The sequence below is a fragment of the Faecalibacterium sp. Marseille-P9590 genome (assembly GCF_017377665.1).
Classification (GTDB): domain Bacteria; phylum Bacillota; class Clostridia; order Oscillospirales; family Ruminococcaceae; genus Faecalibacterium.
Genome location: NZ_JAFREF010000001.1, coordinates 59,952 through 86,733, shown reverse-complemented (window position 1 = coordinate 86,733; position 26,782 = coordinate 59,952). Strand labels below are relative to the sequence as shown.

The following is a 26,782-nucleotide window of genomic DNA, read 5'->3' as shown; positions in this document are numbered from 1 at the left end:
ATAAAAACTCGAAAAAGCCCTACCGTTCCCGGTTCCGGTCTGCTATAATTTTCTATGCTTGTTACAAAAACCTGAAGTGAAGTAAAGGAGCCAGGATATGATAAAAAGCGCTGAACTGGAAAATTCGGCATATGAGTTTGAGGCGAAAATGCCGCTGCGCCACGCTGTCCCGCTGGGATTGCAGCACGTGTTCGCCATGTTCGTGGGCAACCTCACCCCGCTGCTCATCATCACCAGCGCCTGCGGCCTCGCGGGCGGTGAGTTCGCAGACCTGCAGGTGAGCCTGCTGCAGAACGCCATGTTCGTGGCGGGCATCGTCACGCTGGTGCAGCTGTACGGCCTCGGCCCTGTGGGCGGCAAAGTGCCGATCATCATGGGTACCAGCTCGGGCTTTCTGGGCGTGTTCAACAGCGTGGCTGCCACCATGGGCGGCGACGTCACGGCCTACGGCGCCATGATGGGCGCATCCATTCTGGGCGGCCTGTTCGAGAGCGTGCTGGGCGTCTTCCTGAAGCCCCTGCGCAAGCTGTTCCCGCCGGTGGTCACCGGCACGGTCGTGCTGTCCATCGGTCTGTCCCTCATCTCCGTGGGCGTCAACTCCTTCGGCGGCGGCAACGCAGCCAAGGACTTCGGCTCGGTGGAGAACCTGCTGCTGGCCGTCTTTGTGCTGGTGGTCATCCTCTTCTTCAAGCACTGGACCAAGGGCTTCCTCAGCTCTTCCTCCATCCTCGTGGGCATCGTCGCGGGCTATCTGGCAGCCATCGTCATGGGCTTCGTCCTGCCCACCACCGGCGTCACCGCCGACGGCGTGGAGTTCACCAAAGCATGGGTGCTGAACTGGAACAAGGTCGCTGAAGCCAGCTGGTTCGCCATCCCGAAGCTGGTGCCGGTCAAGATCGTCTTCGACCTCCGCGCCATCCTGCCCGTCATGATCATGTTCATCGTCACCGCCGTGGAGACGGTGGGCGACATCTCCGGCGTCATGGAGGGCGGCATGAGCCGCGAAGCCACCGATAAGGAGCTGAGCGGCGGCATCATCTGCGACGGCCTCGGCTCTACCGTCGCCGCCTGCTTCGGCGTCCTGCCCAACACCTCCTTCAGCCAGAACGTGGGCCTCGTGGCCATGACCAAGGTGGTCAACCGGGGCGCACTGGCCACCGGCGCCATCTTCCTGATGCTCTGCGGCCTCATCCCCAAGCTGGGCGCACTCATCTCCATCATGCCGCAGGCCGTTCTGGGCGGCGCTGCCGTCATGATGTTCTCCTCCATCGTGGTGTCGGGCATCCAGCTCATCACCAAGGAGAAGATGACTCCCCGCACCCTGACCATCGTCTCTGTGGCGCTGGGCGTGGGCTACGGCATGGGTGCAAACGCCAAGATCCTCGCCAACACCCCCCAGTTCGTCCAGCTCATCTGCGGTGAGAGCGGCATCGTGCCTGCCGCCTTCGTGGCCATCCTGCTCAACTGCCTGCTGCCCCGCGACGAGAAGTAAATTTTGAAGCACTGCGGCCTCCCTGTCTTTGCAGGGAGGTCTTTTTGTGCTATAATTTCCCTAGTCTTATCAGGAAGAGGGAAGGAGGACTCTATGGAACCGCAAACTGCCGCCCGCTATCGTCTTCTGGACGAGCTGCGGGGACTCGACCTCATCAGCATGATGCTCTACCACGGGATGTGGGACGTGGTGTTCCTCTTCGGCGTGGTCCAGAAGTGGTACACCGGACGCCCGGGCTTTGTGTGGCAGCAGAGCATCTGCTGGGTCTTCATCTTGCTTTCGGGCTTCTGCCTGCCGCTGGGGCATCATCCGTTCCGGCGGGGAGCCGTCGTCTTCGGGGCAGGGGCGCTGGTCACAGCCGTCACCCTGCTCTTCCTGCCCGAGGACGTGGTGTGGTTCGGGGTGCTGACTCTGCTGGGCTCGTCCATGCTCCTCACCGCCGCGCTGGACCCGCTGTTTCGCCGTGTCCCGCCCGCTGCGGGCGTGGCCGTCAGCGCCCTGCTGTTCTGGGTGACCTACCCGACGATGAACGGCTTCTGGAACCTGCCGGGCGGGCGTCTGGTCCTGCCGCAGGCCCTCTACGCCAGCTACACCACGGCCTATCTGGGCTTTATGCCGAAGAGCTTTTTCTCCACCGACTATTTCCCGCTGCTGCCCTGGCTGTTTCTGTTCTGGGCGGGGTACTTCCTCCACCACCTCGTGGGCCGCGGACGCCTCGCGCCGCTGCGCCGGTCGGTCTGCCCGCCGCTGGGCTGGATGGGCCGTCACTCGCTGGTGCTCTATCTGCTCCATCAGCCGGTCATCCTGGGGGTGCTGACGGTGGCGTTCCGGCTGGTGAGAGCGGGGTAAAACTTCTGGAAAAGTTAGCCTCTGTGACCGCTTGACAAAGCAGCGGCGCTGTGGTATCCTATGGACGGTTAGAGAAATCTAACTAAAGAGATGCGTCTGAGCCTGCTTCCGACGCATTTTTATGGAGCAAAAAGTTAGAAGCAGCTAACCCAATAAATCAAAAGTGAGGCTGAACATTATGAGCAAAGTAGCAATCGTATTCTGGAGCGCGACCGGCAACACCGAGACCATGGCAAACTGCATCGCGGAGGGTGCAGGCGCTGCCGCCGCCATCGTCCCCTGCGCCGAGATGGACGCAGCAAAGCTGGGCGAGTATGACGTGGTGGCCTTCGGCTGCCCGGCCATGGGCGCGGAGCAGCTGGAGGAGAGCGAGTTCGAGCCGATGTTCGCGGGCCTCGAAGGCTCTCTGAACGGCAAGAAGGTGGCTCTGTTCGGCTCCTACGGCTGGGGCGACGGCCAGTGGATGCGCGACTGGTGCGAGCGCGCCAAAGAGGACGGCGCACAGCTGTTCAGCGACGAGGGCCTCGTCTGCAACGAAACGCCCGACGACGACGTTCAGGCTGCCTGCCGCAAGCTGGGCGCTGATCTGGCCAACTGGTAAAAAATAACACCGGCCCATCCTGCATCATCCCGCGTCTTTGGGGCAACCTAGGGACAAAGAGGTGATGAATGAATGGAAAACACAGGTGTCCGCTGTGATGTCTGCGAGTGCCGCCACAACGTGGGGAGCTGCAAGTGTGACTTGCCCGAGATCACGGTGACGGAGCGCTGCACCTGCTCTTCTCAGCAGGTGGACATCCCGCACTACTGCCAGAGCTACGAGAAGAAGTAAGCCCTGCGCAACAAAAAGACCTCTGCCCGACGGCCTTGCCGGGCAGGGGTCTTTTATCATTTGTGCCTTTAGTGGAGGCTGACGCCGAAGGTGGGCAGGCTGCGCAGCAGGGTGCCCACGTTGTGCATCTCGTAGATGCCGAAGCCCAGAGCGCTGGCGGCTACGAGGTTGTCGGCCCGGTCGTCGATGAAGATGCACTCATCGGCCCGGAGATGGTACTTGTCCAGCAGGGCCTGATAGATGCGGGGGTCGGGCTTGTTGATCTTCACTTCGCAGGAGGCCACGCCGCCGTCGAAGAGACCCTCGAAGTCCCGGTGCATCAGCAGGTCCAGCACGTCCTCGGGGATGTTGCTCAGGTAGTAGACGCAGTAGCCGCGCTGCTTGAGCTGCGCCACCAGCGTCTGCATCCGGCGGCGGGGACGGAGCATACTCATCCAGTCGTCCAGCACGCCCTCCACCTCGAAGCCCCGGCCCACGGCTCTGGCCCGCTCGAGCATCCGCTCGTTGGCCTCCCGGCGGGTGATGCGGCCCGCGTCCAGCAGCCGCCATTCTCTGCTGCCGAAGGTCAGGTCGTAGACCTCCTCTTCCAGCCCCCGGTTCCCGAACAGGTCGATGAGGTACTTGTGGGGGTCGAAATCCACCATGACGCCGCCGAAGTCGAACACGATATTTTTATACATCGATGATACCTCTTTAAAAAAAGTTGGGATTGCACTGCGCCCAGTATAGCACATCCGGGGCAGTATTTTCCAGCCCTTTTGCATCGTCCGGCCCGTACCGGCATAGGATGGGACTGTAAGGGGGCGGGGGAGATGACCTTTCGGGAGCTGTGCAGCAAGGAAGTCGTCCAGCTGAAGGACGGGGCCTGCCTTGGTCGGGTGGACGATGTGGAGCTGGACGCCGACACGGCCCGCATCGGGAGTTTGCTTCTGCTGGGGCGGCCCCGGCTCTTCGGGCTGCTGGGCCGGGACGAGACCCTGACCATCCCGTGGGCCGACATCGAGCGCATCGGTCTGGACGCCATCCTCGTGCGGACGGACATCCCCGCCCCGCCGCCCTCCCACGGGGGACTGCTGGATAAATTGCATCAGTGGCTGAACGGATGAAAGATTTTCACCCGTTTTTTGTCCGTCAGGGCTGGATTTTGGAGGCGGGATGATTATAATAGAGGACTGGGGCGGAGTCTGCCGCCTCAAATAAGCTTCAAATAATACGAAAAACGCAGAAGTGAAAGGAACTTCTTTATGACACACCATCCGAGTGCTGCGTCCCTCCGGCTGCACGGGGCGCGGCTGCTGTTTCCGCCTGCGGCCACCCTTCTGTTTCTGGTGCTCACCGAGTACATCGCCCGCGGCACCCTGAGCGGAGATACCTTTGTGCAGTACATCTTCCCCCACCCAGAAGCCTACCTGCTGGCGTGGGGGCTGCTCTTCCTCGTCTGGATGGCGGTGGACTGGCTCACCCGCTTCGCCCCGCTGGCCACCCTCCTGTCGGCCCTGCTGGGCTGTCTGCCCGCCACGGTGGACTTTTACATCCTGCAGCTCCGGGGCGAGCCCTTCCTCCCGTGGGACTTGATGCAGGTGTCCGAGGCGGCCGGCGTGGCCTCCGCGGCGGGCATCCACGTCCAGAAGAGCATGGTCGTCTCCGGCGTCGTGGTGCTGGCTCTGACCGTCGGCTCCTTCTTCCTCTACCGGGGGCGTCAGAAGCTGCCGTGGGTGCAGCGTCTGGCGGGCTTTGCGGCCAGCACAGCGGCCACCTGCGCCCTCATCTTCGGGGTGTTTTTGCAGCCTGCCGTCACCCAGTCGCTGGGCATCCTGCCCGACGCATGGATGCAGGACCGCTACTACCGCTATTACGGCGTCATCACCAGCTTCCTCACCAACCTGACGAATCTGGAGATCGACAAGCCCGAGGATTACTCCGAGGAGGCCATCAACGCCATCCTCGACGACGTGGAGGCAGGGGAAAAGTACACCACCAGCCCGGTCTACCCCGGCTCCTACGCCGCCCAGACCCCGGCAGACGAACAGGTGAAGCAGCCCACCATCCTCTACGTGATGGACGAGTCCTACTGGGACGTCTCGGAGCTGGAACAGTACGGCTTCCAGTTCGACACCGACGTCTCGGCCAACCTCCACGCTCTGCAGCAGACCAGCGCCTATGGCCGGGTCTACAGCCCCAGCTTCGGCGGCGGCACCTGTGACGTGGAGTTCGAGGCCCTGACGGGCTACTCGGTGTCCTATCTGCCCAGCGGCAGCAAGCCCTACCAGCAGCACGTGACGAAACCCATGTTCGCCCTGCCCAGCTACCTCAAGACCCAGGGCTATCAGACGGCGGCGGTCCACTGCTTCTGGGCCAGATACTGGAGCCGCGACACGGCCTACCCCAACCTCGGCCTCGACGACTTCATCAGCCTCGAGAAGATGCACGGCGTCCAGAAGGTGCGCCGCCACTACTGGACCACCGGCCTCGTCACCGACGACTCCATGGCAGACCAGATCATCGGCCAGTACGAGACCATGAAGGCCCAGTCCGACGCCCCCATCTTCCTCCACGCCGTCACCATGCAGAACCATACCAATTATAATAAGGATAACTACCCCGACGACCAGCGGGTGAAAGTCACCGAAGCCCCGGCGGGCCTCAAGGCCAGCACCGTGGGTGCGCTGGAAGACTTTGCCACCGGCATCCGGGACGCCGACGCCATGCTGGGCAGGCTGACGGACTACTTCTCGCAGGTGGACGAGCCGGTCATCCTCGTGTTCTGGGGCGACCACTACAACCCCATCGACTCCAATTACGACATCTACACCCGCAGCGGCTATGCCAGCGGCTCCAGCGCCGACCCCCGCCTCCATCAGACCACCCTGCTGATGTGGTCGAACTACTCCGACCGCGCGGTAGACCTCGGCACCATCGCCGCCTACGACATCTCGCCGGTGATGATGGAGCTGTTCGGCCTGCGTCAGCCCGCCTACTTCCAGTTCCTTGGCCGTCAGCTCCGGGCCGCCTACCGGGCCAACACCCGCGGCACCATTCTGGAGAAGGACGGCACTGCCTCGAACGAGCTGACCCCCTTGCAGCAGAAGTGGAGCGATGAGCACTGGCTGCTCCAGTACGACCTCATGTTCGGCAAAGGCTATGCCCTGAGCCGGATGGGCCTCGAGAGCATCGCCGAGGGCGCAGATTGACGAAAAACTACGATTCTTTTTAGAAAAAAGCACGAAAACCCCTTGCAACGGCCAGAGGTTTGTGCTATTATTACTTAGCATTACACACGCATCACTATGCCCTTTTGTGCCCGAGAGGGTGGAGGGCAGTCTGCAACCGTCCGATACGGCGGCAGATCACGGTGTGCGGAGGCAAAACAAATTTTGGAGGTAATTTTACTATGGCAGTCGTTTCTATGAAGCAGCTTCTCGAGGCAGGCGTTCACTTTGGTCACCAGACCCGCCGCTGGAACCCCAAGATGGCGAAGTATATCTTCACCGAGCGCAACGGCATCTATATCATCGACCTGCAGAAGACCGTCAAGAAGCTGGACGAGGCTTACAACTACGTGAAGGAAGTTGCAGCTGAGGGCGGCGACATCCTGTTCGTCGGCACCAAGAAGCAGGCTCAGGAGTCCATCCGTGACGAGGCTCTGCGCTGCGGCATGCACTACGTCAACGCTCGCTGGCTGGGCGGTATGCTGACCAACTTCCGCACCATCCGCAAGCGCATCGACCGTATGGCTCAGCTGCAGAACATGAAGGACAACGGCACCTTCGAGCTGCTGCCCAAGAAGGAAGTCGCCAAGCTCGAGCTGGAGATGGAGAAGCTGGACAAGTACCTCGGCGGCGTCAAGAACATGAAGACCCTGCCCAAGGCCATGTTCATCGTTGACCCCCACAAGGAGCGCATCGCTGTTGCTGAGGCTCGCAAGCTGAACATCCCCATCGTTGCGATCGTTGATACCAACTGCAACCCCGACGAGATCGACTACGTCATCCCCGGCAACGACGACGCTATCCGCGCTGTCAAGCTGATCGCTGGCGCTATGGCTGACGCTGTGCTGGAAGGCAAGCAGGGCAACCAGGAGGCCGCTCCCGCTGAGGACGCAGCAAACGCCTGATTTCCCGAAATTCTCACAAACCAACAAATACTGTGTAAGGGAGAATACCAAAATGGCTATTACTGCAAAGGACGTTATGGAACTGCGCAAGCAGACCGACTGCGGCATGATGGAGTGCAAGAAGGCTCTGACCGAGGCTGACGGCAACTTCGAGAAGGCGATCGAGATCCTGCGTGAGCGTGGTCTGGCTACCGCCGCCAAGAAGGCAAGCCGCGTGGCTGCCGAGGGCATGGTCTACGCTGATTACTGCCCCGAGTGCAAGGTGGGCGTCGTCATCGAGGTCAACGCCGAGACCGACTTCGTCGCCAAGAACGACAAGTTCGTCGCCTTCGTCAAGGAGGCCACCAAGGTCATCATGAAGCAGAACCCCGCTGATGTCGAGGCTCTGATGGCATGCAAGACCGAGAGCGGCGAGACCGTCGATGAGGCTCTGAAGAACCTCATCCTGGTCATCAAGGAGAACATCAAGGTTCGCCGTTTCGTCCGTTACGAGGGCGTCTGCTCTGCATACGTCCACGGCGGCGGCACCCACGGCATCCTGGTCAACTTCGAGACCTCCAACGGCATCGAGGCTAAGGACGAGTTCGCTGCATACGGCAAGGATGTTGCCATGCAGGTCGCAGCTGCCAACCCCAGCTACGTCGATGAGGCTGCTGTCCCCGCTGAGGTCGTCGCCAAGGAGAAGGAGATCCTCCTCGCTCAGATGGCTAACGACCCGAAGAACGCCAACAAGCCCGATGCTGTCAAGCAGAAGATGATCGAGGGCAAGATCAAGAAGTACTTCAAGGAGAACTGCCTGGTCGATCAGGAGTTCGTCAAGGACAGCGACATGACCGTCGGTCAGTACACTGCCAAGGTCGCAAAGGACCTGGGCGGCGAGATCAAGGTCATCAAGTTCACCCACTTCGTCAAGGGCGAGGGCCTGGAGAAGCGTTCTGACGACTTCGCTGCTGAAGTCGCAAGCATGGTGAAGTAAGCCAGCTTCTACTGCTGAAGCATACGAGAGCCGCAGTGCCTGTAACAGGGCGCTGCGGCTCTTTTTGTTGGTGTTTGCGCGGCGAATGTGCTATTATAAGGGCTATATAAAAGAGGGGAGAAGAAATCATGAAGATCGAACCCAGAGAATATGAGCTGCCCAGCGGAAAAGCACTGCTCGTCCGCAGTGTAACTGCCGCAGATGCTGAGGTACACATCAAATTCAAGTGCATGACCTCCGGTGAGACACACTTTATGGCGCGTTACCCGGAGGAATGTGTTTATAGTCCGGAAACGGCAGCCAGTCTGGCAGCTTGCGAGGAGAGTCCCTTTGACTTTGAGGTCGGTGCATTCGACGGGAAAGAGCAGGTTGGGCGTATCGGTGTCTGCTGTGTTCGGAGTATGCTGAAATATCGCCATCGTGCATATATGGGCATCTCGATTGAACAAAAATACTGGGGCTGCGGCCTGGGCAGCTACCTGATGCAGCTTGCCATCGACCAGACCCGGGCCAACGGCTTCGAGCAGTTGGAGCTGGGGGTGTACAGCGATAACAGCCGTGCCATCCATCTCTATGAAAAGTTCGGCTTTGAGCGCTATGGCATCCAGCCCCGGGCCTTTAAGCTGAAGGACGGCACCTACCGGGATGAGATCATCATGGTGAAGATGCTGTAACCGGAACAGAACAAAAACGCCGCCGACGGTTCGGAAGCCGTCAGCGGCGCTTTGCTTATTCAGTCAGCAGCGGTCAATGGATCAGGCCTTGGCCTCGCTGTTGTGCTCTGCCTTCTTATAGGCGGAGAAGGAGTGGAACACGATGTTCAGGCCCAGAACGATCAGCAGCACAGCCAGGATGAGCTGCAGGCCGTTGGCGATGAACACAGCGCCCCAGGTAGTCTCACCGGCAGGGATGGTGACAGAAGCGGCATTGCTGATGGCCTTGACCATCGCCATGAGACGCTGCACCAGAGCGGTGAAGGTGACGCAGAGCATGATGACCAGCGGGGGGAAGAGCATCTTGTTGCTGCGGCCGGTGACCTTCAGGAAGACGCACAGGGTAGACAGGACCAGAGCGCTCAGCAGCTGGTTTGCAGAACCGAACAGGGGCCAGATGTTGGCGTAGCCAATCTTGGTCAGGATGAAGCCGAACACCAGAGTGATGAAGGTGGAGAAGTAGACGTTGCAGAGCAGCTTGCGCCAGCCCTCAGCGTGCTCCATGTCGTCCACGCTGAACAGCTCCTGGAAGCTCATGCGGCCGATGCGGGCCACGGCATCAAGGCTGGTCAGAGCCAGTGCGGAAACGCACATGGTCATAAAGACGGTAGCGGCATAAGCGGGGACTCCGAACATCTCAAAGAAACCGGCAACGCCGCGGCTGAAGATCTGGAAGGGAGTGCCGGCGGCGGGGGTGCCGTCAGCAGCGGCAGCAGCACCGGCTACGCAGAGAGCCAGAACAGCCAGCAGGCTCTCGAGGATCATGGCGCCATAGCCGACCTTCAGCATATCCTTCTCGTTCTCGACGGTCTTGGAGGAAGTGCCGGAAGAGACGAGGCTGTGGAAGCCGGAGACAGCACCGCAGGCCACGGTGACGAACAGGATGGGGAACATGGTACCCAGCTTCTCGTTGGTGAAACCGGTGAAGACGGGCAGGTTCATGGTGGGATGAGCGACCAGCAGGCCGACCACAGCGCCGATGATCATGGCCACGAACATGAAGGTGGTCATGTGGTCACGGGGCTGCTTCAGCAGCCACATGGGCAGAACAGCGGCAAAGAAGATGTAGACGAAGGTGATGTAGCTCCATGCAGCCTTGCCCAGAATGATGGGCAGGTTCGCACCGATGACGAAGGACAGCACGATGAAAACGATGCTGATGAGGCTCTCTTTCCAGCCGGAGAAGTTGAACTTCTTCTGGATGAGGCCGAAGACGACAGCGAAGACCATGAACATGATGGAGACCATACCGGCAGCGCCGTTGGTCTGAGCAGCCTCCGCCAGAGCACCGTCGGCGCCGAAGGCGTTGAAGGTACCGGCCACCATGTCAGCAAACGCTGCAATGACGATGCCGCAGAACAGCCAGCAGAACAGCAGGAACAGCTTGCGGCCGGTCTTGCCGATGTACTTCTCAATCAGCATACCCATGCTCTTGCCGTCGTTCTTGACGGAAGCGTACAGAGCGCCGAAGTCGGTGACAGCGCCGAAGAAGATGCCGCCCAGCAGCACCCACAGCAGGACAGGCAGCCAGCCGAAAGCAGCAGCCTGGATGGCACCGGTGACAGGGCCTGCACCGGCGATGGAGCTGAACTGGTGTGCAAACACGGTCCAGCCGTTGGTGGGGACATAGTCGCGGCCATCCTCGTGGACGACTGCGGGGGTCTTGGCGGTGGGGTCGATGCCCCATTTGTTGGCCAGCCAGCGGCCATACAGCGTATAAGCGCCGAACAGACACACGGCTGCGATCAAAACGATGACCAGCGTATTCATTTCTTTATACCTCTTTCCTTTCTTTCACACCGGCAACCGGCAATGTGCCAGACAGAGCGTCTGTACCCAAAAGCAGGGCAGGCGAAACGGCCCGGAGGGGTGAAAAAAGCCTCCGTCCTCATGAAAGACAGAGACACAAAAATGTATCCCATCTTCCTCGAAGACGAAGGCCAAACGGTGCATCTGCACCGGTCGCTCTCCGCGGTACCACTTCGTTTGCTGCTTTCGGGAGCAGCCGCTTGCGCGTACAGGCGTTTGGCCGCCGATACGCCGCCCTGTAACGTGGGCTGAACGGCCATGCACTACTGCCGCAAACGGGTTCGCACAGGCTGCTCGCAGGTGAGGGCCTATCGCACTGTGCTGCCGTCTTGCACCGGAATGGCGGCTCTCTGAGCGCAGGGAATGCGAAAAGTCATGTCCTGTTCATTGCATTTGCCGAATGATTGTGTATACTTTAGTCCTGATTTCATAACTTGTCAATATATTTTGGGCAAGTTAGGAGACTGTGCCATTTTTGCGGGGGAGAAACTAAGAAAATTTAGGCGATTTTTGTTCAGATGTGAGATGAATAAAACTGAATGCCTCCACAGGTGAAATCTTCTAAACCCCCGGAAAGAAAGACCGAACACTTGACTTTTACACTTTCAAGTGCTAAAGTAACAGAGTAATAGAAAGACCCGTGCCGCACCCTGCGGCACTTTGCCCTGAAGGAGGAAGCTATGGCGGACAAGAACCCCAGAAGAAACCCCACCACCGACGCACTGTTCGACGCGATCCTGAGTCTTGAGACGAGGGAGGAGTGCTACAACTTCTTCGAAGACCTCTGCACGGTCAAGGAGATCTCCGATATGGCCCAGCGTCTGGAAGCGGCCAAGCTCCTGCTCGGCGGCAGCACCTACGACCAGATCGTAAAGGCCGTGGAGATCAGCACCGCCACCATCAGCCGCATCAACCGCTGCATCCAGTACGGCTCCGGCGGCTACCGCGACACCATCGAGAAGGTACAGAAGAGCGCAAAGCCGGAGTGACATCCGGGCGGCGAGGCACATAGGATGGACTGCGCCCTATTCCTATTATAGAAAGGAAGGTCCTTCTTATGGCTGATACCACCAACTGCACCCCCTGCGTTTCCTGCGGCTGCCCCGCGCTGCCGAGAGTTTCCCTCGACCAGGCCGTCGTGGACCTGATGGAGAGCATCGCTCTGCAGGAGTCGGCCCTGAGCCACATCCTCTGCGCCGAGACCCAGAAGATGAAAGCCGCCCTCAGCATGGAGGAGCTGGACCTGTGCAAGCTGCTGGAAGTCAACGACTCCGCCACCAACATGGTCCACGCCGTGGCGAACCTTGAGCTGATTCTGAAAGAGAAGCTGGAATTCATCGCCAACAACCTCTACTACCCCTCGACGGGGAACTGCACCACCACCGAGAACTGATGTCAAAATGCGACTGCCCGCCCGCAATGGGTGGGCAGTTTTTGCTTTCCGGGGCGGGGCTGCCTAAAAATATGTATAAAAGTCGGAAAAGTGTTTTGTTGGAATTGCTGAATATCGAAATCTGTGCTATACTATATAATGTTTATCCAAAGAGAAAGGGGAACCTGACCTTGCTGCACTACGATGCGATCCTGTTTGACGTGGACGGTACGCTCATCGATTCCGCCCCCGGCATTCTCAATACACTGGAAGAAGTTTTCAGCTCCATGGGCGTTGACGTCGCCCGGAGCGACCTTGGCCGCTACATCGGCCCGCCCCTCCGCAAGAGCTTCGGCGAGCATTTCTCCGACCCTGCAAAAATCGAGGAGGCCACGAAGCGCTACCGCGTGAGCTACGCCGCCAAAGGCTGCCACGAGGGCGATGTCTACCCCGGCGTGGTGGAGATGCTGGGCCGTCTCAAGGCTGCGGGCCTGACCCTCTGCACGGCCACCTGCAAGCCCACCGACGTTGTGAGGCCCATCCTCGAAGAGCAGGGCCTTGCGCCTTACTTCTCCTTCGTGGGCGGTGCGTCCATGGATGAGAGCCGCGACAACAAGACCGACGTCATCCGCCACGTCCTCGCCCAGCCCGTCATGCAGGGCAAGCGGGTGCTGATGGTGGGCGACCGCCGGGACGATATGCAGGGCGCTGTGAACTGCGGCCTGGACGCCGCCGCTGTGCTCTACGGCTACGGCGGAAGGAAAGAGGTCGCCCCCTTTGCGCCGGTCTTCATGGCCGCTGACTGCAACGAGCTGACGGACTGGGCTCTCCGCCCGGTGGACGAGCCTTCCCATTCCTGAAACGAGAGGGACTGAATCTATGAGTCGAAAAAAACAACAACAAAATGAAACCATGACTCCCATGCAGCATCGGGCCGTTCTGGTCTGCATCCTCTGCGTGCTGGCGGTGCTGCTGACCTTCGGCATCACCACCACCCTCCTTAAAAAGGGCGGTGAGGAGTCTGACCCCTCCGTCTCGGAGTCTGTGGCAGACCCCACCCCCGGCGAAGACCTGTCGGGCCACTACCAGATCGACAACGCCTCCACCGCTCTGCTGACGGAGACCGCCGACGCCGGCACGGACTATCTGAACGACACCCTTTTTCTGGGCGATTCCAACACCGTCCGCCTCTATAACAACGGCCTCATCTCCCTGCAGCAGTTCTGCGCCAAAGAGGGCATCGGCACCCAGGTAGCGCTCAACGAGGGCATCGTTACCTTTAAGAAGGATTCCAACCATTATACCATCCCTCAGGCGGTGGCCATGATGAAGCCTCGCCGTGTGGTCATGACCTTCGGCACCAACGACACCGGGATGGAAGTCGCGGACTTCATCGCCCACTACACGGCCCTCATCCAGGCCATCCAGCAGAGCTACCCCTACGCCGACATCATCGTCAACACGGTGCCGCCGGTCCCGGCTGACCACTCCAACTACCCCCACATGGACCAGGCCAAGATCGACGACTTCAACATGGCCCTTCTGGATCTCTGCGAGCAGCTGGGCGTCCGCTTCCTCAACTCCGCCGAGGCCCTCAAGGGCAGCGACGGCTACGGCATCGCGGACTACTACACCAGCGGCGACATCCACCTCAAGAGCGCCGGCCTCAAGGCAGTGCTGAACTATCTCCGCACCCACGCCCTGCAGACCGAGGACCGCCGCCCCGACACCAACAACATCCCCACCCGCACCATGGAGTATGTCTCCAACCCCAGCTCCGCCGTGGCCGCTCCCAGCTCGGAGGCTGTCAGCTCCAGCGAGAGTCAGGCCGAGAGTGCCAGCAGCTCGGAGAGCTCTTCCAGCGAGAGCACCGGTGAGGGCAAGAAGTTCGAGGCCCGCTACCGTGTGGACAAGAACGGCGGCGGCACTCTGAGCGTCGGCAATGACACCGGCAACAGCTCTGTGACCTACACCGTCACCGACCCTGATAAATCCATCACCGTGACCGCTGTCCCGGCGGAGGGCCACGTCTTCGTCAAGTGGAGCGACGGCCTCACCAGCAAGACCCGCACCGACACCGACTTCAAGCAGAATCTGGACGTCACAGCAGTCTTCGGCACGGCCTCCGTCCACATCACCAGCGAGGGCAAGGGCGCTGTGGGCAGCTCCTACACCTTCAAGGCGGCTTTGAGCGGCAAGTACGCCAAGACCGAGAACCTGCGCTGGTACGCCAACGGTCAGGAGGTCACGCAGGCCGCCGGCAAGTCCAGCATCACTGTGGTGGTGGACAACTCCATGGTCAACGCTTCTTATAAGATCCACGCCGTCGTCACCTACAACGACTGCAAGGTGAGCAGCAACACCCTGACCATCACCATCGGCAGCGGTGTGACCAGCGAGTCCGGCTCCACCAGCAGTTCGTCCTCGTCCCATGCCGGTTCTTCCGGCAGTACATCCTCTTCGTCTTCCTCTGCAAGTTCGGGCAGCTCTTCCCACAGCACCAGCAGTTCGTCGTCTGGCAGCTCCAAGGCAGAGCCGGAGTCCGAAAGCAAGGCCGAGTCTAAGGCAGAATCCAAGACTGAGAGCAAAGCGGAGTCTAAGGTAGAGTCCAAGGCCGAGAGCAAAGCGGAGTCTAAGGTAGAGTCCAAGGCCGAGAGCAAAGCAGAATCCAAATCCGAGAGCAAAGCAGAGTCCAAGGCCGAAAGCAAGTCGGAAGCCTCTGCCAGCAAGGAAGCCGAAAGCAAGGCAGAATGACGCCCCGCACCTTCCTCTGCGCAGCCGCATAGGCTGAGCCGAGAGGAGGCGAGCGGATGTTCCGTGAAGAAATGCGAGTTCTCGGCCTGCCCGGCGCAGAAGATGTGACCGACGGCAGCGTGGACTACTACGACATGGATTGGGAAAACGTCGAGAACGGCGTGACGGAGGAGCAGATGGCAAAGTGCATCGCAAAAGAGTGTGCCTGCACGTCGCGCTGTAAGTGCAGCGGGAACCTGCCGGACCAGTCCGACGGCGAAGCCTATGAAATGACGTTGGAATGATAAAAAATACGAGAAGCCAGCTCTGCCGGGCGGGGCTGGCTTCTCGCTGTTCTCAAACCGCACCGCAGCCGCACCCGCTCAAGGCGGCAGGCGGCTCGAAAAATGATAGAGAAGGGAAAGAAACATGGCAAAATATTATTGCATCCTCTTCGATGCAGACAATACGCTTCTGGATTTTGACGCCGCCGAGAACAAGGCGCTGGCTGAGACGCTGGTGGAATACGGCATCGAGCCGGACGCCGGGACGGTGCAGACCTACCGGGACATCAACTCGGAGCTGTGGCGTCAGCTGGAAAAGGGCCAGATACGCCGCGACAAGCTGATGGGGGAGCGCTTCACCCGCTTCCTCAAGGCCATCAACGCAGCCGGTGACGGCGTGGAGATGAACCGCTGCTACCTCGACCACCTGTCCTCCCACCCCGACCTGATGACCCCCAATGTGCTGGACGTCCTCGGGGAGCTTTCCGAGGTGGCGACGCTGGCCATCGTGACCAACGGCTTCGAGAAGGTGCAGAGCCGCCGGGTGGCAGAATCCGGCATCGGGGCCTACCTTGAGGACGTCTTCGTCTCCGAGAAGCTGGACAGCGAGAAGCCCAGCCGCCGCATCTTCGACTCCGCCCTCCGCGCTCTGGGCGTGGAGAACCGGGAGCACGTCCTGGTGGTGGGCGACAGCCTCACCAGCGACATTCAGGGCGGCGTGAACGCGGGCCTCGACACCTGCTGGTTCAACCCCGGCCACGCCGAGAACCCGGGCAAGGTGAGCCCCACCTACGAGATCGCCTCGCTGGAAGAGCTCTACCCGCTGGTGATGGAGCCGGAAGAGCTGGCGAACCTCGGCCTCAAGCACCGCCGTCATCAGCTGTAACGGCGGGAATGTCCCCATCCACCCTACTGGAAAAGAACACGGAAGAACGATATGCTGATTCATTTGGAAAAACTCGGAAAGAGCTTTGGCGAGAAAGTCGTCCTGCACGACGTGAGCGCCAGCGTGGAAAAAGAAGACCGCATCGGCATCGTGGGCCAGAACGGCGCAGGCAAGACGACCCTGCTCAAAATTCTGACCGGCGTCTACACCGACTATGACGGCGAGTTCAGCGTGACCCACGGCGTGACGCTGGGCTATCTGGAGCAGAACGCAAAGCTCGATGTCACGCTGGATATTTATGGGGAGATGCGCTCTTCCTTCGCCCCTGTGCTGGACGCCATGGCCCAGATGCAGATCTTGGAAAAGAAGATGGCGGCCTCTCCCGACGACGCCGCCCTTCTCGAAAAGCACGACGAATTGCAGAACATCATCGACGCCGCCGACGGCTACAACATGGACGTCAACATCAAGAAGGTGCTGTCCGGCATGGGCTTTGCGCAGGATACCTGGAGCAAGAACGTGGGCGTCCTCTCCGGCGGTGAGCTGACCCGTCTCCGTCTGGCCAAGCTCCTCCTCGAGAAGCCGGACGTCCTCATTCTGGACGAGCCCACCAACCATCTGGACTTCGCCACCATGGAGTGGCTGGAAAACTACCTCAAGGGCTACTCCGGTGCCGTTCTGGTGGTCAGCCACGACCGCTATTTCCTCGACAACGTCTGTACCAAGATCTGGGAAGTCTCGTTCCAGACCATGACCACCTATAAGGGCAACTTCTCGGCCTATCTGCCCCAGAAGGAAGCCGCCGACGCCCTGCGCCAGAAGCAGCACGACGCCGACGTGGCGCTGGCCGAAAAATTACAGGACTACATCGACCGCAACCTCGTCCGCGCCTCCACCACCAAGATGGCCCAGAGCCGCCGCAAGCAGCTGGAAAAGCTGGAGATCACCGAGGCCCCTCAGGACGAGACCAACCAGCTCAAGTTCCGCTTCGAATACGACGTGGAGCCGTGGAATGAGCTGGTGCTGCTCAAGAACCTGACCATTAAGATCGGCGACCGCACCCTGCTGGAGCCCTTCACCTATACGGTCTGCCGCGGTCAGCGGCTCATCATCGCCGGCCCCAACGGCGCAGGCAAATCCACCCTGATGCAGGTGCTGGACGGCAAGCGCCGCCCCTCCGGCGGCATGGTGCGCCTTGGCACCGGCGCACGGCCCAGCATCTTCGCCCAGCAGCAGGACCGCATCGGCGCGGGCCGCGTCATCGACGTCATCTGGAACAAGTACCCCCGGATGACCGAGCTGGAAGTCCGCAGCCATCTGGCAAAGCTGGGTTTCCGGGGCGAGACGGTCTTCAAGCCCTGCGAAGCCCTGTCCGGCGGCGAGCTGGCCCGACTGCGCTTTGCAGAGATCGTGCTGGAACGCCCGAACCTGCTGTTCCTGGACGAGCCTACCAACCATCTGGACATCTACACCCGCGAGAACCTGACCGAGGCGCTGATGGCCTACACTGGCACGCTGCTCCTCGTCACCCATGACCGCCACCTGATGAACAGTCTGGCCTGCCCCATCCTCTATCTCGAGGACGGCAAGGCGGTCATCTACCCCAGCTATGACGCCCTGATGGGCCGCGCCGCTCCCGCCCCCGTGGCCGAGAAGAGCAGCGAACCCGCCAAGGCGGGCTACGGCAAAGAGCAGCGCCGCCGCCGGGCCGAGCTGCGCGCTAAGATCAAAGCCTGCGAGAACGAGATGGAAGCCTGCGGCGCCCGCGAAGTGGAGCTGGAAAACGAGATAAACTCGCCGGAAGTCTACAACGACCCGCAGCTTTTGCGGGAAAAGAGCGACGAGCTCAGCGACCTGCGCTTCCATCAGGACGAGCTTTTCGCCGCATGGGAGGCCGCTGTGGAAGAGCAGGAGCAGTACGAGCAGACCGCCGGCGGCGAAGAATGACCGATGCAGCAAAGGGGGAGAGCCGATGGCAAACCGAAACCATGACCCGAAGAAAACACACGAGATCGCACTTTCCGGCCTGCTGTTCGCGCTGGCGATGGCTCTTTCCTTCATCGAAGGCACACTGGTCATCCCGGGCCTTGCGCCGGGCATGAAGCTGGGCCTTGCGAATATCGTAGTGATGTATGCACTGTTCTTCATGGGGGCGCGGCAGGCGCTCTATCTCGACCTGCTCAAGGCGCTGTTCGTCTTTCTCGTCTCCGGCTGGACGGCAGGCTTCCTCTCGCTCTGCGGCGGACTGCTGTCCCTGCTGGTGATGTGGGTGCTCTACTATAAGCTCCCGTTCCGGCCCACATGGTTCATCCTGTCGGTCTGCGGCGCACTGTCCCACAACATCGGCCAGCTGCTCGGCGCGGGGCTCATCCTGTCCTCGGCCATGTCGCTGTACTATGCGCCGGTGATGCTGGTGCTGGGCCTTGTCATGGGCGCCCTCACGTCGCTGACCCTCCGGGCCATCCTGCCCGCACTGGGCAGACTGGGCTACAACACCCGGGAAAAGCGCTGAACAGTTGCATCTGCAAACATTTTTCGCTATAATAAAATGATAGATTTGATATGACCCTACAAAAAAGCCGCCCTTATGGATGACTCGCATCCGAGGGACGGCTGGGAGGTTTTGTACTATGTCTGAAAAAGTTACGGTCAAGGTGGAGCGGAGCGTCCTCCACCTTCCGGCCATCGCCCTGCGCGGGCTGGTGGTCTTCCCCAACAATCTGCTCCACTTCGAGGTGGGCCGCGAGAAGAGCATCGCCGCCGTGGAGTGGGCCGTCAGCAACAACTCTGACGTCTTCCTCGTGGCACAGAAAGAGATGAAGGTCGAGGACCCCAAGGCCGCCGACCTCTATACTTACGGCGTCGTGGCCGAGGTCAAGCAGGTGATGCGGGTGTCGGACGACCTCGTCCGCATCCTGGTCGAAGGCAAATACCGCGCCAGACTCTCCGAGATGGAGGATGACGGCAGCTTCCTGCTGGCCACCGTCCGCCCGGCCCCGGTCAAGATGGCGAAGCCCGAGGAACTGCCGGAGGCGGACGTCCTCGTCCGCAACGTCAAAAAGAGCTTTGACGACCTGCTGGCTCTGAACCCCCACATCGGCAAGGACGTGGTGTTTGCCATCACCACCAGCACCGACGCCGCTTTCCTGTCCGAGTACATCCCGGCCAACCTCCTGTTCCGCTTCGAGGATAAACAGGCCATTCTGGACGAAGGCACCCTGATGGGCCGTCTGCATCTGCTCATCGAGAAGATGCACCGGGAGCGTCGGATGCTCGAGATCGATAAGGAGATCGCCCAGAAGGTAGACGAGGCGATGGACAAGAACCAGCGCGACTACTACCTCCACGAGCAGCTCCACATGATCAGCGAGGAGCTGGGCGAGGACGACGATACCACCGCCGAGGCCGAGGAGTACCGCCGGAAGATCACGGCCCTCCATCTGGACGAGGACCGGGAAAAGAAGCTTCTCAAAGAGGTGGACCGCCTCTCCAAGATGCAGAGCAGCAATCAGGAAGGCACGGTCATCCGCACCTATCTGGACATCTGCCTCGACCTGCCCTGGAACACCTTCACCGAGGACGATCTGGACATCGCCAAGGCCCAGCGCGTGCTGGACCGGGACCATTACGGCCTGAAGAAGGTCAAGGACCGCATCCTCGAGGTGCTGGCCGTCCGCAAGCTGGCCCCCGACGTGAAGGGCCAGATCATCTGCCTCGTCGGCCCTCCGGGTGTCGGCAAGACCAGCATCGCCCGCTCCATCGCCGAGAGCCTGAACCGCAAGTATGTCCGCATCAGCCTCGGCGGCGTGCGGGATGAGGCCGAGATCCGCGGCCACCGCCGCACCTACATCGGCGCGATGCCCGGCAAGATCATCAACGCCATGATCTCTGCCAAGAGCTCGAACCCCCTGATGCTTCTGGACGAGATCGACAAGCTGGCAGGCGACTTCCGGGGCGACCCGGCGGCCGCTCTGCTGGAAGCCCTCGACCCCGAGCAGAACAGCACTTTCAACGACCATTTCATCGATATGCCGTTTGATTTGAGCCATGTGCTCTTCATCACCACGGCCAACGACCTCAGCGCCATCCCCGGCCCGCTGCGCGACCGCATGGACGTCATCGAGCTGCCCAGCTACACCCGGGTGGAAAAGTACAACATCGCCCGGAAGCATCTGGTCCCCAAGCAGCTGGACGCCTGCGGCCTGACCGGCAAGGTCACCTTCTCCCAGAGCGCCCTCTACGGCATCATCGACGGCTACACCCGCGAGGCCGGCGTCCGCAATCTGGAGCGCACCATCACCAGCGTCCTGCGCAAGTGCGCCCGGAAAATTGCTTCCGGCGAGGCGGAGAATGTCTCCGTCACCGGCACCGGCCTCGAAAAGCTGCTGGGACCTCGCATGGTCAAGCCCGAGTTCCTCAACCGCACCAACGCCATCGGCATCGCCAACGGTCTGGCATGGACCAGCATCGGCGGCGAGACCCTGCCCATCGAGGTGCAGGTCATCGACAACGGCAGCGGCAAGATCACCGTCACCGGTTCTCTGGGCGACGTGATGAAGGAGAGCGCCCAGCTGGCCATCACCTATGCCCGCGTCCATGCCGCAGAGTACGGCATCGACTCCGAGCGCCTCAAGAAGTGCGACCTGCACATCCACGCCCCGGAGGGCGCAGTCCCCAAAGACGGCCCCTCTGCCGGCGTCACCCTGACCACGGCCCTCATCTCCTGCCTGTCCGGCATCCCGGTGCGGGGCGATGTGGCCATGACCGGCGAGATCACCCTCCACGGCAATGTGCTTCCCATCGGCGGCCTCCGCGAGAAGAGCATGGCCGCTTACCGCGAGGGGATGAAGACGGTCCTCATCCCGAAGGACAACGTGTCCGATCTGTACGAGGTGGACGACGAGGTCAAGAAGAACATCGAGTTCCTGCCCATGTCCAACCTGTCGCAGGTCCTCGCCGCAGCCCTCCTCAAGCCCAAGACGGTGTCTGCGGGCCACCCCCGCACCAGGAAGGTAAAGCCCGCTGAGGCTTCGGCCCTGCCGCAGCTGGCTGAAAAGCCGCAGCCGGGCGCGGTCTGCTGAGACGAAAGGAGCGAAGCTATGAACTATAACAAAGCGGATTTCATTGCAAGCTACGGCATTTCCAGCCAGCTGCCCGAGAGCGACCGCCCGGAGCTGAGCTTCTCCGGCCGCTCCAACGTGGGCAAATCCAGCCTCATCAATAAGCTCTGCAACCGCAAGAATCTCGCCCGCGTGTCCAGCACGCCGGGCAAGACGGCTACCATCAACTTCTACGCGGTGGATGACTGCTACTTCGTGGACCTGCCCGGCTACGGCTATGCCAAGGTGAGCAACGCCGACCGTGAGCGCTGGGACGACCTCATCAACAGCTACTTCGAGGCTCAGCGCCACCACACCCTGCTGGTCCAGCTCATCGACTGCCGTCACGCCCCCAGCGCCGACGACATCCAGATGCTGCAGTATCTCCACTACCACAACATTCCCTTCGTCGTGGCCCTGACCAAGGCCGACAAGCTCAAGAAGAGCCAGCTGACCCAGACGCAGGAGGAGTTCGAAAAGCTCTGCCTGCCCTACGGCTGCCAGAAAGTGGTGCTGACCAGCGGTGAGAGCGGCTACGGCATCCCGGAGCTGCAGGCTGTGCTGAACGCAGCTGTCGCCGCCGAGTACGAGGCAAACGCAGAGGACGCGGAGTAACGCAATGGCTTACAACGAATTTGCTTATTTTTACGATGAGTTCAACGGCGAGGCCGACTACGAGGCCCTGTATGCCCACATCAAAAAAGAGCTGGAAGCCCACGGTATCCATGACGGCATCCTCGCAGACCTGGGCTGCGGGACAGGAGAGCTGACCCTGATGCTCACGCAGGCGGGCTACGATATGATCGGCATCGACCAGTCGGAGGAGATGCTCTGCGTCGTCCGGGACAAGGCTGAGCAGCTTGGCCTTTCCGGCGGCCTGCTTCTTTTGCGGCAGGACCTGCTCAAGCTCGACCTCTACGGCACCATCCGGGGTGCGGTGTCCACCTTCGACACCTTCAACCACATCCCGGACCTGGACAAAGCCATCGCCAACGCCGGTTTCTTTATGGAAAAAGGCGGTGTGCTCCTGTTCGATATGAACACGCCCTATAAGCACCAGAACGTGCTGGGCGAAAACGTCTTTACGTTTGAAGAAGAGGACGCCTCCTGCGTCTGGCGCAACCATTACAGCGCCGCCGACCGCCGGGTGGAGATCAGCGTGGACATCGACTACCGCGAGACGGGGGAGCACTTCCACGAGCAGTTCTACGAGTACACCTACGACCTCGACACCATCCGCGCCGCTCTGGAAAAGCACGGCTTTGCGCTGGAAAGTGTCTGCGACGGCGAGAGCTTTGGCCCTCTGACCAACGAGAGCGAGCGCTATTTCTTCTGCGCAGTCAAACAGTATACCCAACTGGAGGAACAATAATATGTCGAATCTTATCCGCGGCATTTCTGAAAACGGCGGTGTCGTGTTCTGCGGCGTGGACTCCACTGAGATCGTCCGCACGGCAGAAAAGCTGCATACCACCAGCGCCACCTGCAGCGCAGCCCTTGGCCGTCTGCTCACCGGTGTCTCCCTGATGGGCGCGATGCTCAAGGATGATGGCGACTCCATCACCCTGCGCGTGTCCGGCGGCGGCCCGGCTGGCGTCGTCATCGCCTGCACCGATGCACACGGAAACGTCAAAGGCTGCATCGACCACCCGCTGGTCGAGCTTCCCGCAAAGGAGAACGGACATCTGGACGTGGGCGGCGCAGTCGGCAAAGACGGCGTTCTGACCGTCATCCGGGACAACAAGCTCCAGAAGGAGCCGACGGTGGGTCAGGTGCCGCTGGTGTCCGGTGAGATCGCCGAGGACATCACCAGCTACTACGCCTACAGTGAGCAGATCCCCACCGTATGTGCGCTGGGCGTTCTGGTGGACAAGGATCTGTCCATCGCCTGCGCCGGCGGCTATCTGCTGCAGCTCCTGCCGGGCGCGACCGATGCCGAGATCACCCGTCTGGAGCAGAACATCGCCGCCATGCCTTCCGTCACCGAGATGCTCCGGGCAGGGAAGACCCCGCAGGATATGATGGAGCTGGCAATGGCAGGCTTCGACCCGCAGGTCCTCGATACCCGCGAGGTGAAGTATCAGTGCGACTGCAGCAAGGAGCGCACGAAGGATATGCTCCTCAGCCTTGGCCGCAAAGAGCTGGTAAAGCTCCGGGACGAAGACCCGAAGTGTGAGGTGGTCTGCCACTTCTGTCACACGAAGTATGAGTTCGACCTGAACGAGCTTCTGGCCGAGACGACCCCGGAAGAGAAGTAACAAAAATCCATAATCATAAATCGCCGCATGGCCGGAGCAGATGAGCTCGGGGCTGTGCGGCGTTTTCATTTGCAGATGTCGGCGGTGATGGTGTAGACGACCCGGTAGTGGAGGGCGTTTTCTTCGACAGAGACGTCCTCTTTGCGGGCCAGAAGCTCAAAATCAGGCCAATTTTGCTGTAAAGCTTGTTTACTTTGCAGTCTTGCAAGGGCCAGAGCCTGCTCTTCGGTCCGCTCCAAATCAGTGGAGACTTTATAATAATATGTCGTTTCTTCGATAAAAACAGGAACAGGAAGTCCAAGGGCTTCTGGCTGGTAGTGCCGGACGATGGCTTCGGCCTCTGCCTTGCCTGGAGCAGGATGCAGGGAGGGCAGAGCGATAGCATGACCGTCCCAGAACAGCGTCCGATGCACGGCCTGCTGCCCTGTGAGCTGTTCGATGGGCAGCAGGAGGGCAGTATCCTGCTCGTTTTCCCACTCGAACTGCGCCCGGACGCTGCCCGCCGCAGGCTGAAAGATGAGCGTTCCGTCCCGTTCGGCGCGGGCTGTCCCGATGAGGCCCTGACCGGCTTCTACGGCCTGGCCGGGGACGACGAGCATCGTCCCGCTGACGAGGTTGGTGCGAACGACCGTGCCGGACACCCTGGCCCGGAGGCCGTGGAGCGTCCCGGCCGCGATGTCCGGCACCGGTTTAGCCGCAGCCGCTTCCGCCACCAGCTTTCCCTTCATAAAGTTGAGGCTGGCCCAGGAAAACTCACCGCTCTGGAGCAGGGCGTATTCTCCGGCGGTGAGCTTTTCCTGTGTGACGGCATTTCCCGGGAAAAGCCCTGCCTCCCACAGGACGACGGCGGCCCGCGCCTGCTGGCCGGGCGTCAGGCCCACCGGTTCGACGAACCAGACAAAGCCCTGCAGCCAGAACAGCAGAGGGAGAAAGACAAGGCATCCGGCCCAGAGCCCCCGCCGCCGGAGAAGGGGACGGATGCAAAAGAAAAGACCCCGCCGTTTTTGGATGCGCAGCCGCACCCGCCGTCTGCGGGCCAGAGCGGCCAGTTTCCGATAATGCCATGCGGCGCACCGGGCCGAGAACCCGCCGGGCCGGGGAACGATGTCGAAGAGGTGCAGCCCGCCTGCGGCCGCAGCAGTCAGCAGACCTTCGACATCGCCGTTCTGCGCCGCAAAGGTGATGCCCGCCCAGAGCTGAATCCATTCCATGGTAGAAAGCTCCTATTCCTTTGAAAAATCGGTCCGCAGAATCTGCCCCCGCAGGGTGAGCCTCCGGGCGGAGAGTGTCTCTATCTTCAAATCGTCGCCGTAGACCGTCAGAGTGCCGCGCCCCAGCTCGAGACAGAGCTTGCCTTCTTCGTAGGAGCGGATGCGCCGGAACTGCTCGATCTCCATCCTTCTGCCGCTCAGGTAGACCGAAGCCCGTCCGTAGAAGTCCCCGGGCGGCTGACGGAACATCCGCCGGAACCAGCCGCGCAGGGAATGCGTTTGCTTTCGTTTCCTTCCCACGCTGCTCCCTCCCGCCATGCAAACTGCTGCCAATTACCACATATATATGGAAATGGAGGGTGCGCGTATGATTCAGAAAGAGAAAATCCGGGGCGTGGGGTATTTTTTGATGGCGCTGGCCGCGGGTCTGTTGCCGTTTGCCGCGCCGGATGCCTGCGCACAGGCCCTGCGGGAAGGGCTGGCGCTCTGCGGCGGCCCGCTGCTGCTCTCGCTGTTCCCGTTCCTCATCGTGTCCACGCTGCTCATCCAATGCCCGGCGGCGGATGTGCTGGGGCTGCCCTTCTGCCCAGTTGCAAGGCTCATCGGAGTCCGCGCTCCGGCGGCTGGGCGGGTGCTGCTCATCGGCTCTCTGGGCGGCTTTGCCCCCGCAGCAAGTGCCGCCGCCGGGGCCGTCCGCTCCGGGCAGCTCACCGCGCGGGAGGCCGATGCGCTCCTTCCGGCCTGTGTCTGTTCCGGCCCGTCCTTTGTGATACTGGCTGTCGGGCAGTCCATGCTGGGCAGTGCAGAGCTGGGCGTCCTGCTGTTCCTTGCACAGGTGGCGGCGGGCTATCTGTCCGCCGCGCTTCTGGCGCGGCTGGGAGGGACGCTTGGGTCAATGACGCACCCCGCTGTCCCGACCGCTCCGCAGCCTCTCCGGCTGGACGGCATCATCGCGCAGGCGTCCCAGACCTACCTCAAGCTCTGCGGTTTCGTCCTGTTTTTCCGGATGCTGGCCGCAGGAGCGGGGGAAGTGCTGCCCTCCGGTGCAGGCGTTTTCTGCGCGATGCTTTTGGAGGTTTGCTCCGGCTGTGACCTGGCTGCGAAAAGCGGCCGGTTCGCCAGTATGCTGTGCTGCGCGGCACTGAGCGTGCAGGGGCTTTCTGTTCTGATGCAGGTGCGGACCATCTGCCCGCCCGAGATGACCCTCCGCCCGCTCTACCGCGCCCGGCTGCTCCATCTGCCGCTTTCGCTGCTGATATTCTATCTTCTGCTTCCTCAGCGGGCGCAGGAGACGTTCAGCACCCTGTGCGGCCGCGTGACCACGATGCGCCGCCTCCCGCCCGACTGTGCGCTGCTGGTGTTTCTCGGTTGCTGCTTTGTGGTCTGTGAGCTGAGCCGCGTCCTTGCAAAGGAGCTAAATCAAACACAGAGGGATAAAGTTGCGAATCAATCTTGACAGCTCCCGGCTTTTATGGTAAAATATCACACGTTGCAGAGATCGCAATGTGCTACTGTGGCTCAGCCGGTAGAGCAGCTCACTCGTAATGAGCAGGTCGTCCGTTCGAATCGGATCAGTAGCTCCAAAGTAAAATCCCCGAAAAGTGGCTTCGCGCCTGGCTTTTCGGGGATTTTTGTTTGGCTGGGACGCCGAGCGTTTTCAATCTCACTCACTCTCAAATAATTCGCGAGGTGTTATATCGAGGATGTCGCAAAGTCCGAAGGCAATCTCTGCTTTGGGGAAGCTTACGCCGTTTTCATAATTGCTGACTGCACCCGTTGTAATGCCAAGCTTATCTGCAAGCTCCTGCTGCGTGAGCCCGGCACGCTTCCGGCCCTCACGGATGATAATGGAAGCGCGTGTGGGTTTGGACATATGTTTCACCTCGAACCAATCATAAAAAGAAAATACGCGAAATAAGAACTCATTATCAAATTTATACCATTTTTATAGTGAAATGACAAGAATCCTCTCAATATGTGTTGCGCGGGCCACAAAAATATCAAAATGCAATCGAAACAGCTGCCCCAGAGACGGCTTTGAAAAGGCTGATAGAGCAGGTTTCGAATGCTCTGCCAAACCGCCATATGCGGTTGAAAAATTTTGTGCAATTTTCATAGTTTTCTTCGCGCTGTTTTGGTGGTACAATAGAGGCA

Annotated in this window: 28 protein-coding genes and 1 tRNA gene; 23 read left to right on the top strand and 6 right to left on the bottom strand. The window is 60.6% G+C overall.

All coding sequences use genetic code 11. From position 1 onward, the window contains the following. Positions 1-97: 97 nt before the first annotated feature. From J3349_RS00435 to J3349_RS00420, 4 genes are all read left to right on the top strand, one after another. Positions 98-1,492 carry a nucleobase:cation symporter-2 family protein gene (locus J3349_RS00435; protein WP_207675947.1) on the top strand — a complete coding sequence of 465 codons (1,395 nt, stop codon included), beginning with the start codon at positions 98-100 and terminating at the stop codon, positions 1,490-1,492. A gap of 93 nt (positions 1,493-1,585) precedes the next feature. Further along, complete coding sequence (locus J3349_RS00430; protein ID WP_207675946.1) at positions 1,586-2,341, top strand: heparan-alpha-glucosaminide N-acetyltransferase; 756 nt, start codon at positions 1,586-1,588, stop codon at positions 2,339-2,341. A 178-nt stretch (positions 2,342-2,519) separates the two neighbouring features. Then, positions 2,520-2,942, top strand: a complete 423-nt coding sequence (locus J3349_RS00425; RefSeq protein WP_207675945.1) for a flavodoxin — start codon at positions 2,520-2,522, stop codon at positions 2,940-2,942. A 72-nt stretch (positions 2,943-3,014) separates the two neighbouring features. Further along, entirely contained in the window at positions 3,015-3,173 is a 159-nt protein-coding gene (locus tag J3349_RS00420; RefSeq protein WP_149793449.1) for a DUF1540 domain-containing protein, read from the top strand. A gap of 68 nt (positions 3,174-3,241) precedes the next feature. Here the strand turns inward: J3349_RS00420 and J3349_RS00415 are convergent, their stop codons facing one another. Next, complete coding sequence (locus J3349_RS00415) at positions 3,242-3,853, bottom strand: HAD family phosphatase (RefSeq protein WP_207675944.1); 612 nt, start codon at positions 3,851-3,853, stop codon at positions 3,242-3,244. Between the two features lie 132 nt (positions 3,854-3,985). On the opposite strand from J3349_RS00415, the gene J3349_RS00410 reads away from it, so the two are divergent. From J3349_RS00410 to J3349_RS00390, 5 genes are all read left to right on the top strand, one after another. Beyond that, positions 3,986-4,279 carry a YlmC/YmxH family sporulation protein gene (locus J3349_RS00410; RefSeq protein WP_158394530.1) on the top strand — a complete coding sequence of 98 codons (294 nt, stop codon included), beginning with the start codon at positions 3,986-3,988 and terminating at the stop codon, positions 4,277-4,279. Between the two features lie 138 nt (positions 4,280-4,417). After that, positions 4,418-6,364, top strand: a complete 1,947-nt coding sequence (locus J3349_RS00405; RefSeq protein ID WP_207675943.1) for an LTA synthase family protein — start codon at positions 4,418-4,420, stop codon at positions 6,362-6,364. A gap of 200 nt (positions 6,365-6,564) precedes the next feature. Further along, a complete protein-coding gene (rpsB, locus tag J3349_RS00400; RefSeq protein WP_015563994.1) occupies positions 6,565-7,287 on the top strand; it encodes a 30S ribosomal protein S2 in 723 nt (240 codons plus the stop codon). Positions 7,288-7,339: 52 nt separating this feature from the next. Then, on the top strand, positions 7,340-8,263 hold the full coding sequence (gene tsf, locus J3349_RS00395; RefSeq protein ID WP_207675942.1) for a translation elongation factor Ts: 924 nt from the start codon (positions 7,340-7,342) through the stop codon (positions 8,261-8,263). 128 nt (positions 8,264-8,391) lie between these two features. Next, on the top strand, positions 8,392-8,937 hold the full coding sequence (locus J3349_RS00390) for a GNAT family N-acetyltransferase (RefSeq protein ID WP_207675941.1): 546 nt from the start codon (positions 8,392-8,394) through the stop codon (positions 8,935-8,937). A gap of 81 nt (positions 8,938-9,018) precedes the next feature. Here J3349_RS00390 and J3349_RS00385 read toward each other — a convergent pair whose 3' ends face one another. Continuing rightward, the gene (locus tag J3349_RS00385; RefSeq protein WP_207675940.1) at positions 9,019-10,746 is read right to left on the bottom strand and encodes a carbon starvation protein A; all 1,728 of its coding nucleotides are present in this window, start codon (positions 10,744-10,746) and stop codon (positions 9,019-9,021) included. A gap of 719 nt (positions 10,747-11,465) precedes the next feature. Between J3349_RS00385 and J3349_RS00380 the strand changes: the two genes are divergently transcribed. The 12 genes from J3349_RS00380 to hslO all read left to right on the top strand — a co-directional run bounded on the left by J3349_RS00380 (position 11,466) and on the right by hslO (position 23,417). Next, positions 11,466-11,774, top strand: coding sequence for a YerC/YecD family TrpR-related protein (locus J3349_RS00380; RefSeq protein ID WP_149793442.1), 309 nt, complete (start codon positions 11,466-11,468; stop codon positions 11,772-11,774). A gap of 68 nt (positions 11,775-11,842) precedes the next feature. Next, the gene (locus J3349_RS00375) at positions 11,843-12,178 is read left to right on the top strand and encodes a hypothetical protein (RefSeq protein ID WP_207675939.1); all 336 of its coding nucleotides are present in this window, start codon (positions 11,843-11,845) and stop codon (positions 12,176-12,178) included. Positions 12,179-12,348: 170 nt separating this feature from the next. Further along, complete coding sequence (locus J3349_RS00370) at positions 12,349-13,017, top strand: HAD hydrolase-like protein (RefSeq protein WP_242699439.1); 669 nt, start codon at positions 12,349-12,351, stop codon at positions 13,015-13,017. Between the two features lie 52 nt (positions 13,018-13,069). Next, entirely contained in the window at positions 13,070-14,911 is a 1,842-nt protein-coding gene (locus J3349_RS00365; protein ID WP_207675937.1) for an SGNH/GDSL hydrolase family protein, read from the top strand. Between the two features lie 56 nt (positions 14,912-14,967). Further along, positions 14,968-15,195 carry a hypothetical protein gene (locus J3349_RS00360; protein WP_207675936.1) on the top strand — a complete coding sequence of 76 codons (228 nt, stop codon included), beginning with the start codon at positions 14,968-14,970 and terminating at the stop codon, positions 15,193-15,195. 124 nt (positions 15,196-15,319) lie between these two features. Continuing rightward, entirely contained in the window at positions 15,320-16,060 is a 741-nt protein-coding gene (locus J3349_RS00355; RefSeq protein WP_207675935.1) for a YjjG family noncanonical pyrimidine nucleotidase, read from the top strand. Positions 16,061-16,111: 51 nt separating this feature from the next. Next, positions 16,112-18,007, top strand: coding sequence for an ABC-F family ATP-binding cassette domain-containing protein (locus J3349_RS00350; protein WP_207675934.1), 1,896 nt, complete (start codon positions 16,112-16,114; stop codon positions 18,005-18,007). Positions 18,008-18,032: 25 nt separating this feature from the next. After that, entirely contained in the window at positions 18,033-18,572 is a 540-nt protein-coding gene (locus J3349_RS00345; RefSeq protein WP_149793435.1) for a Gx transporter family protein, read from the top strand. 118 nt (positions 18,573-18,690) lie between these two features. Further along, on the top strand, positions 18,691-21,141 hold the full coding sequence (gene lon / locus J3349_RS00340) for an endopeptidase La (protein WP_207675933.1): 2,451 nt from the start codon (positions 18,691-18,693) through the stop codon (positions 21,139-21,141). Positions 21,142-21,159: 18 nt separating this feature from the next. Then, on the top strand, positions 21,160-21,774 hold the full coding sequence (yihA, locus tag J3349_RS00335) for a ribosome biogenesis GTP-binding protein YihA/YsxC (protein ID WP_207675932.1): 615 nt from the start codon (positions 21,160-21,162) through the stop codon (positions 21,772-21,774). A gap of 4 nt (positions 21,775-21,778) precedes the next feature. Next, complete coding sequence (locus J3349_RS00330) at positions 21,779-22,531, top strand: methyltransferase domain-containing protein (RefSeq protein ID WP_207675931.1); 753 nt, start codon at positions 21,779-21,781, stop codon at positions 22,529-22,531. A gap of 1 nt (position 22,532) precedes the next feature. Beyond that, a complete protein-coding gene (hslO, locus tag J3349_RS00325) occupies positions 22,533-23,417 on the top strand; it encodes an Hsp33 family molecular chaperone HslO (protein ID WP_149793431.1) in 885 nt (294 codons plus the stop codon). Positions 23,418-23,482: 65 nt separating this feature from the next. Here hslO and J3349_RS00320 read toward each other — a convergent pair whose 3' ends face one another. Together J3349_RS00320 and J3349_RS00315 are read right to left on the bottom strand one after the other, a co-directional pair. Continuing rightward, complete coding sequence (locus J3349_RS00320) at positions 23,483-24,628, bottom strand: sporulation protein YqfD (RefSeq protein ID WP_207675930.1); 1,146 nt, start codon at positions 24,626-24,628, stop codon at positions 23,483-23,485. Between the two features lie 12 nt (positions 24,629-24,640). Then, positions 24,641-24,928, bottom strand: a complete 288-nt coding sequence (locus J3349_RS00315; RefSeq protein ID WP_223385743.1) for a YabP/YqfC family sporulation protein — start codon at positions 24,926-24,928, stop codon at positions 24,641-24,643. Between the two features lie 67 nt (positions 24,929-24,995). Between J3349_RS00315 and J3349_RS00310 the strand changes: the two genes are divergently transcribed. Both J3349_RS00310 and J3349_RS00305 read left to right on the top strand, forming a co-directional pair. Beyond that, positions 24,996-26,084 carry a hypothetical protein gene (locus J3349_RS00310; RefSeq protein ID WP_207675929.1) on the top strand — a complete coding sequence of 363 codons (1,089 nt, stop codon included), beginning with the start codon at positions 24,996-24,998 and terminating at the stop codon, positions 26,082-26,084. A gap of 51 nt (positions 26,085-26,135) precedes the next feature. Further along, positions 26,136-26,211 (top strand) — tRNA-Thr (locus J3349_RS00305). Positions 26,212-26,291: 80 nt separating this feature from the next. Here the strand turns inward: J3349_RS00305 and J3349_RS00300 are convergent. Further along, a complete protein-coding gene (locus tag J3349_RS00300) occupies positions 26,292-26,501 on the bottom strand; it encodes a helix-turn-helix transcriptional regulator (RefSeq protein WP_158394514.1) in 210 nt (69 codons plus the stop codon). Between the two features lie 72 nt (positions 26,502-26,573). Then, positions 26,574-26,744: a hypothetical protein gene (locus J3349_RS00295; protein WP_207675928.1), complete on the bottom strand. Its 171-nt coding sequence runs from the start codon at positions 26,742-26,744 to the stop codon at positions 26,574-26,576. Between the last annotated feature and the right edge of the window lie 38 nt (positions 26,745-26,782).